The sequence below is a fragment of the Bradyrhizobium oropedii genome (assembly GCF_020889685.1).
GTDB lineage: Bacteria > Pseudomonadota > Alphaproteobacteria > Rhizobiales > Xanthobacteraceae > Bradyrhizobium > Bradyrhizobium oropedii.
The window spans coordinates 1-6,478 of record NZ_JACMYO010000304.1 but is presented as its reverse complement, the minus strand read 5'-3'; the positions used below and the strand labels follow the sequence as shown (position 1 = coordinate 6,478).

The following is a 6,478-nucleotide window of genomic DNA, read 5'->3' as shown; positions in this document are numbered from 1 at the left end:
CGACATTGACGGCGACATTGGTCGCAAGCGCCGTCTTACCCATGCCCGGGCGACCAGCGAGGATGATGAGATCGGATGGCTGCAAGCCGCCCATCTTCGCATCGAGGTCCCTGAGTCCGGTCGGCAGGCCCGAGAGTTTACCGGCGCTCTGATACGCTTGCGCCGCCCGGTCGATGGCATGGGAGAGCGCCGTATCGAAGGTCTCGAATCCTCCGCCGAACCGTCTGGTCTCGGCAACGTCATAGAGACGTTGCTCTGCCCGTTCGATCAGCTCCGCCGGCGGAGAATCGATGGCTGCGTCGAAGGCTGCATTGCGCATGTCGTCTGCGACATTGATGATCTCGCGCCGTAGCGCGAGATCATAAATCGTGCGCCCGTAGTCGACTGCGTTGATGATCGTGGTCGCTTCCGCAGCGAGACGGGCGAGATATTGCGATGGCGACAACCCGGCGATATCCAGATCGGCGGGAAGAAAGGTCTTGATGGTGATCGGGGTGACCGTCTTGTTCGCGCTGATCAAGCCGCTTGCGATCTCGTAGATCGTGCCGTGAAGCGGCTCGAAGAAGTGGTCCGGCCTCAGGAAATCGGACACATGATAAAATGCGGCATTGTTGATCAGGACTGCTCCGAGCAGCGCCTGTTCGGCCTCGATGTTGTGCGGCATCGCACGATATTGCTCGATCTCCGCCAGTTCCAGTCTGTGTGCCGCTTGCGCCATTGCTGCCTGCGTCGATCGAGATCAGCGACATAGCCGAATCGCGGTGCCGCCACGCCAGGCTATCGTTTGTCCGCGTCGTTCGCACCACGAAGTGACGCGCCAAATCTTTAGCGATTAGGAAAGAATCGCTTGCGTGGTAGATCGAATCGCAGAAATCGTTTTTTATCGCGACCGCCACGGAATGCGGGGCCTAGCGGAAACTTCGCTGCATCGTCGTTCCACAAACACCGATCGCGCCGGGTGGCTTCGCGTCCTCCACGTCGGGCGTGACGAGATAAAGACCGTGTTCGATCGCGGTGCGGCGATTATCGCATCGATGACTGACGGGGCATGGCCGCTCGTCCGCTTCAGCTCCCCGGACACACGACCCCAGCGGCGGACGATCTCGACATCGGGTGACAGAATCCACGTGCCGAACCGCTCCGCCAGCGCGTCGCGTGCCGCAACGTATCGGGGCCGATCTGCATGGCCGGAGGGGAGATCGTGGTTGCCCTTGTCGTGTTCGGCGAGGGTCAGACGCTGATGTGGAATGTCCCTTCATCCCGACCGGCGGCCCAGGCTTCACTGACGGCGGGCCCCACGGGGTGATGAGGGCCGCAACGACGTTGGTGTCGAGCAGCCAGCCGCTCAAAGATCGACGTCCCGGCCGCCATCGGCCTCACGGCGGAGATCGAGGTCGTCGAGATAAAGGCTCTCCTTGAATTCGACGAAAGGCGCGCGCGGGCGCGAGGTGATCGAACTCCTCGACGCTCATCACCATGACCGCCACGTACGCTCACGCGTTGCGGCCCATCCTCCCGGGGCATTTCGGGCGACCTCGCCGAACTGCGCCTTTGCGTCCTCGAGCTTCCATCGACGGCCTGCCGTTCGGCGGCCAGCCTTCCCTTGGTGGAAGGAAGCAAGGCCAGAGGCGGACAGGAAGGGAAGTCTCTGCGCCCTTCGCAGTCCGCCCCGGCTCTCAGTCCTGCCGGGGCCGGCGCCCGGCGCAGCGGCTTCGCCGCCCTCCACTTCGTTCCGGCCCGAGGGTGCGCCGTCCTCCTGAATTCCCCGGCAACGGACCGCCGTGACGGGCCTGCGATGGGCGTGGCTTTGAAACGGAGGCTCTGGAAAATGAATAGGAAGAAGGAAAACGGACGCGCCGACATCTATGCGCGGATTACCGAACGTATCGTCGCCGATCTGGAAAAGGGTGTGCGGCCCTGGGTGCAGCCCTGGTGCAGCGGCAATACCAAGGGCAGGATCACCCGTCCGCTGCGCCATAACGGCGAACCGTACACGGGGATGAATGTGCTGTTGTTGTGGTCGGAAGGGTTGGCGCGCGGCTTCACGTCGCCGATCTGGATGACGTTCAAGCAGTCGATCGAACTCGGCGGCCATGTCCGCAAGGGCGAGACGAGCTCGACGGTGATCTATGCAAGCCGGCTCACCAAAACTGAGACGGACGATCACGGCGGCGAGGTTGAACGGGACATCCCTTTTCTCAAGGCCTACAACGTGTTCAACGTCGAGCAGGTCGACGGTCTGCCGGAACACTATTATCACCGGCCGACGCCAGTCCTCGATCCAGTCGCTCGGATCGAGCACGCCGACCGCTTCTTCGCCAACACCGGCTCCGTGATCCGGCATGGCGGATCGCGGGCATTCTATTCGCCGTCGACCGATCACGTGCAGATGCCAATATTTGAGAGCTTCCGTGATGCCGCGTCATACGTGGCGGTCCTGAGTCACGAGCATATTCACTGGACTGCGGATTCTCGTCGCGTTGGCCGCGATCTCAGCCGCTACGCAAAGGATCGCAGCGACAGGGCGAGGGAAGAACTCGTCGCAGAAATAGGCTCTGCGCTGGTCTGCGCCGATCTCGGCATCGTTCCCGAGCTTGAGCCCAGATCGGATCACGCCGCTTACGTGGCGAGCTGGTTGACCGTCCTTTCCAACGACAGGCGAGCTATCTTCACTGCCGCCGCCCATGCGCAGCGGGCCGTTGCCTATCTCCACGGCTTGCAGCCCCAGAACGATCGCGAGCAGGAGGCAGCCTGATGTCTTACGCTTCGCTCGTTGAAGGGGAGAGCACTCAGCTCTCCCCGATCCGCCTTCGCGTGCTGATCCCATCCCACCGAAGAGTGCGTGCGTCGGCTGCCCGTTCCATACCGATACGGTATGGCGTCATATGCATGACCACGATGTTGACGCACGGAGAGACGCTGTTATTGCCGCCCGCGCCATCCGAACCGGCTTGCGCGATATTTGCAGACAGGCCTTCCTGCATCGATCCGCCGTGCCTCTCCATGCGCCCGATCCGTCGACGGACGCTGATCGCGAGCAGCTCGACCTGTCGCCGAACGAATACGAGGGCTTGTGCGGTGTCAGATGCATAAGTGTCGGCGCGGATTATCGCAACGTCGATGCGCGCGGTCGATATCATCGGTCGGTCGCAAGTTTTGCTCGCGTCCAATGCCCCGACTTGCGGCGGAGCCCTCTGGGGACGTCATCTGCGATTGTGCTTGGACCTGATTGCCGGCCTTGCCGCACCCGCAAACGATCATGCGGGTGGATTCGCCGCGGCGACAACGGCGTCCAGCGGCAGGAACGTCGGCGGTCTCGTTGTCGATCATGCGGCGGCGCCCTCGACAGGGGCTCCGAGATTGCTGGGGTCAGCGGTCTCGTTGCGTCGGGGAGCACGGTATAACGCCGACCTGCTTGAGAACGATCGCGTCTCGATGCGCTGCGCTCGCTGCCTCGTGATGCGATGGGCCATGGGCGCCTGTCTTCATTCCAAATGTGTTCGCGACGGGCGCACCCATCTGCGTCCTCGATAGAGGCTGGTCTGACCGAAGGCCGATCCCGCTTCGCGGGCTCTCGATCTTGTCCCCGCAACGTCCGTCCTCGACTTTCTTCCCCTGGCGCTGCGCGCCATTCCTCGCGGTTCAAGAAAGTCGCTTCCGGCCGCCCTCCACTTTGTTTCGGCCCTTCGGGTGCAGGTCGATCGCCTCCGGTCTCACGACCGCCATCGAGGTCGCGATCGGCGCGGCCCGAGAACACCAAAGGACTGAGACAATGGCTACCATCGGCACCTTCACCTCCACGGGCAACGGCTTCTCCGGCGCCATCAAGACCCTGAACCTCAACGTCAAGGCCAAGCTGGCCCGCGTCGAGAACCCCTCCGACAAGGGACCCCACTTCCGCATCTACTCGGGCAATGTCGAGCTGGGTGCCGCCTGGCAGAAGGTCTCCAACGAGGGCCGCGACTACCTCTCGATCAAGCTGGACGACCCGAGCTTCCCCGCACCGATCTACGCCACCCTGATCGAGGTGGAGGGCGAGGAAGGCCTGCAGCTGATCTGGTCCCGGCCGAACCGGGACTGAGGCTCACACCAGAGGGCTCCGCCGCAAGGCGGGGCCTTCTTCCTTTTCGATCGGAGACACGCTCATGACCGTCGACATCATCGAGGAATTGCGCGCCGAGTTGCGGCAATGCCTGTTCACTCCCGCCGAGCGCAAGGCGCTCGAAGCTGAACTGGCCGAGCTCATCCGGCAGCGCAACGAAGCGCTCGCGCTCGAGGATGAGGGGGCATAAGCCCCCTCATCTACCGACTGACGGTGCAACCGCCGCTAGGGCCGCGATCCTCCGTTGAGCGCGTCCTTGATGGCCTTGGCTGGCGTGAAGGTCAGTTTCCTGGATGCCGCGATTGAGATCGTTGCGCCGGTCGACGGATTACGGCCCTCGCGGGCAGGAGTATCCTGTCGGGTAGGAACGACCCGTTGCCGGGTCGCTCCTCCCTAAGAACTGTACGTGCGAGTTTCCCCGCATACAGCTCAAGCCTCCGCTAAGCCCTGTTTGAACAAAGCCGCCAGTTCCTGTCTATCGGTAGAGTATGCGGATTCAGCGGGCCGATCCGTAGTTTCCGATGGCAGACCGCGCCTTGCAGCGAAGTAGCTGTCCCACATCGGATCAAACGGATTCGCTTCGGCTCGGATTTTGCAGTGGCGACGAATAGGAACATCGGATGCGTGGATCAAACGCCAGAACGTGATGTTTCCGGCATCGTCCTTCACGCCTGCGCGAAACACCCAGTCACGCGTGCCTTCGCGGGCGAAGTAGCGATACTTCACCCAACGACGTGGCTTATCAGGGTGCCTGCGACACGCCCACTGCCAGAGACACTTCCAGATGAGATGCCCGACCTTGCGGAAGGTCTCCTTCGCCACCTGGTTGTGATGATAATTGGTCCATCCCCGGATGACCGGGTTCAACCGCATTATCAGATCCTCCTGCTTCACATCGGCGGCAGCCTTGATGATCGCTCGGATCTTGCGCATAAACGCCGCCACGTTCTTCTTGGCGGGTTTGATGTGGGTGTGCCCCTCATATCTGCGCACGTTCCAGCCGAGAAAGTCGAAGCCTTCCTCGACCCGCACGATGCGAGTCTTTTCTTTAGACAGGGACAGGCCCCGTTCTGACAGAAAATCCTCGACTAGAGTCTTCGCCTCCTCTAGCACCTCTTTCGAAGCACCGGTGATGACGAAGTCATCGGCGTAGCGTATCAAGTGGACCTTGGTTCGGCTGTTGCGGTGTTTCGGGCCATAGTGATCCCGTAACACCTTTTCCATTCCGTCCAAGGTCATGTTGGCGAGCGTGGGCGAGATTATTCCCCCTTGCGGGGTTCCCGCTCGTGTCGCGTTCCATTCACCATCTTGTATGTAGCCGGAGTCCAGCCACTTCCGGAGCACTACCTTGTCCATAGGGATGTTGGTGGTGAGCCAGTCCTTGCTGATTTCGTCGAAGCAGCCAGCAATGTCCGCGTCTAAGACCCATTCCGCCGTTCCACGTCCGCGCAGGGCTATATAGCACTGCCGGGCCGCGTCACGTGTCGCTCGAAACGGTCGGAAACCGTACGAGTTCGGGTCTGCCGTAGTTTCCGCGACAGGCAGCAGCGCAAGCAGATGTAGTGCCTGCATGGCCCTGTCTTTCATTGTCGGGATACCTAGCGGACGCAGCTTCTTGCCGCTTGCCTTCGGGATATATACCCGCCTCAACGGCAGAGGACGATAGCCTCGCCGTTTGAGCGACATTAATCCTCTGACGCATTTATCCGGTGTGTTCCAGATGATCCGGTCCACTCCGGGTGTTCTCTTTCCCTGATTTTCAGTAACCCGTTTCACAGCAAGTGCCTTGCCGCTGAACGAGCGGGTCAGCAGCCGCTGCAAGGCTTGCACCTTGCCCCAACGACCTTCCCGAACTGCCTTCGCGATACGCATCTGCAGCCGTCGCACGTGTTGGTAAGCTTTGCGCCAGTTAATCTGGCCCCAACTCACCTCTTCGCGGGAGGCCGCACCAGTCACTGTTGTGACCGTCATTTGCCTGTCCTCCTCCGAGGGTTCTGCACATTCTCTCGCGACGAGAGACCCGTCGGAAGTCTGCACCCTTTCGGGTAGGGTAATGTTGGCGAGCCGCAACCCCTATCCGAGCGATTACAGCCCGGCATTCGCTTTCTCCGACATCCTCTGCCCGTACCCCCAACAGCTTTCCTTGCGGTCGGCCTGCCCGCTGCCGGGCGGAGATACGGGTTTACCGTGTTTCACCTAAATAACGTGGGTAGGTTAGATCCTGCCTATTCGCCGGCGGCCAATCTGTCCGTGTGCCTCCAAGGTCAAGGGAAGCATCCGGCCGCACACCTTTTGGTTCAAGCCTGTCAGCATCTTTGGCTTGTCAAATTTCACGACGTTTATCAGCAGTTCATTTCCATTGATCAATACCACCCA

At 61.2% G+C, this 6,478-nt stretch carries 6 protein-coding genes and 1 pseudogene; 3 read left to right on the top strand and 4 right to left on the bottom strand.

The window, feature by feature from the left end; all coding sequences use genetic code 11:
- Nucleotides 1-718, bottom strand: a 718-nt coding sequence (locus tag H8A95_RS41035) for a DnaB-like helicase N-terminal domain-containing protein (RefSeq protein ID WP_274617717.1), incomplete at its 3' end; no start/stop codon positions are given.
- Nucleotides 719-1,828: 1,110 nt separating this feature from the next.
- Here H8A95_RS41035 and H8A95_RS41025 point away from each other — a divergent pair.
- A complete protein-coding gene (locus tag H8A95_RS41025; protein WP_229172039.1) occupies nt 1,829-2,755 on the top strand; it encodes an ArdC family protein in 927 nt (308 codons plus the stop codon).
- 34 nt (nt 2,756-2,789) lie between these two features.
- Here the strand turns inward: H8A95_RS41025 and H8A95_RS44310 are convergent, their stop codons facing one another.
- Nucleotides 2,790-3,140, bottom strand: coding sequence for a hypothetical protein (locus tag H8A95_RS44310; RefSeq protein ID WP_312001556.1), 351 nt, complete (start codon nt 3,138-3,140; stop codon nt 2,790-2,792).
- Between the two features lie 632 nt (nt 3,141-3,772).
- Between H8A95_RS44310 and H8A95_RS41015 the strand changes: the two genes are divergently transcribed.
- Both H8A95_RS41015 and H8A95_RS41010 read left to right on the top strand, forming a co-directional pair.
- Nucleotides 3,773-4,081, top strand: a complete 309-nt coding sequence (locus tag H8A95_RS41015) for a DUF736 domain-containing protein (protein WP_229172038.1) — start codon at nt 3,773-3,775, stop codon at nt 4,079-4,081.
- Nucleotides 4,082-4,145: 64 nt separating this feature from the next.
- Entirely contained in the window at nt 4,146-4,292 is a 147-nt protein-coding gene (locus H8A95_RS41010; RefSeq protein WP_229172037.1) for a hypothetical protein, read from the top strand.
- Nucleotides 4,293-4,327: 35 nt separating this feature from the next.
- On the opposite strand, the pseudogene H8A95_RS41005 reads toward H8A95_RS41010, so the two are convergent.
- Together H8A95_RS41005 and ltrA are read right to left on the bottom strand one after the other, a co-directional pair.
- A pseudogene (locus tag H8A95_RS41005) lies at nt 4,328-4,459 on the bottom strand (HU family DNA-binding protein); the annotation flags it as partial.
- Between the two features lie 72 nt (nt 4,460-4,531).
- Nucleotides 4,532-6,073, bottom strand: a complete 1,542-nt coding sequence (ltrA, locus tag H8A95_RS41000) for a group II intron reverse transcriptase/maturase (protein WP_229172036.1) — start codon at nt 6,071-6,073, stop codon at nt 4,532-4,534.
- Nucleotides 6,074-6,478 lie beyond the last annotated feature (405 nt).

Excerpts from the sequence above, each read along its gene's own strand:
- H8A95_RS41025 (WP_229172039.1), top strand. The coding sequence starts at position 1,829 with ATGAATAGGAAGAAGGAAAACGGACGCGCCGACATCTATGCGCGGATT.
- H8A95_RS41015 (WP_229172038.1), top strand. The coding sequence starts at position 3,773 with ATGGCTACCATCGGCACCTTCACCTCCACGGGCAACGGCTTCTCCGGC.
- ltrA (WP_229172036.1), bottom strand. The coding sequence starts at position 6,073 with ATGACGGTCACAACAGTGACTGGTGCGGCCTCCCGCGAAGAGGTGAGT.
- H8A95_RS44310 (WP_312001556.1), bottom strand. The coding sequence starts at position 3,140 with ATGATATCGACCGCGCGCATCGACGTTGCGATAATCCGCGCCGACACT.
- H8A95_RS41010 (WP_229172037.1), top strand. The coding sequence starts at position 4,146 with ATGACCGTCGACATCATCGAGGAATTGCGCGCCGAGTTGCGGCAATGC.